Below are 545 nucleotides of genomic sequence, written 5' to 3'. Positions count from 1 at the left end.
GCAGCGCTAACGGGCTGCCATCGTGGACCACCAGCCCATAGGCGGCGAGGCCCATCATGGCAAAGCCGGCATAGAAGCTGAACAGATCCTGGCCGACGATGAGCCAGAAGTTACCGGCCATGGTGAGCAGAAACACGGCGTGAAAGCGCCCGACATGCGGGGTGCCGCGAAAGGCGAAGGCGGCATAGATCCCGGCGGCCAGCCAGAGGATCGCCGTGAACAGCAGGTAGACTTGTGCGGTTGCATCCAGCCCGAGGGCGGTGCCAAGGAACAGCCAGGGCAGCTCTAGCCGGGCGCCAACGCTCAGGGTCAGGGCGGCGACCAGGGCTGGCAGCGGGCCGAGCATCGGCAAGGTCCAGCGCCAGCGCTCGGTTGCCGCTCGGTTGCCCGTGTGGATGCCTGGATGAGTGCTTGGGCGAGTGCTTGGGTGAGTGCCTGGCTGAGTGCCCAATGGGGAGCTGTTTCGACTGACTCGCCCCGGTGACTGCCAGCGTCCACCTTGGAATGCCGTCGGCCATGCCAAGAGCAACGGCCAGACCCAAGCG

Annotated in this window: 1 pseudogene; it reads right to left on the bottom strand. The window is 66.1% G+C overall.

Going from position 1 to position 545, the window contains the following annotated elements:
* Positions 1-346 (bottom strand): annotated as a pseudogene (locus CKO25_RS20845) (NADH/ubiquinone/plastoquinone (complex I)); the annotation flags it as partial.
* Positions 347-545 lie beyond the last annotated feature (199 nt).

It is taken from the genome of Thiocapsa imhoffii, assembly GCF_016583985.1.
GTDB classification, from domain to species: Bacteria; Pseudomonadota; Gammaproteobacteria; order Chromatiales; family Chromatiaceae; genus Thiocapsa; species Thiocapsa imhoffii.
This window is presented reverse-complemented; position numbering and strand designations above follow the sequence as displayed.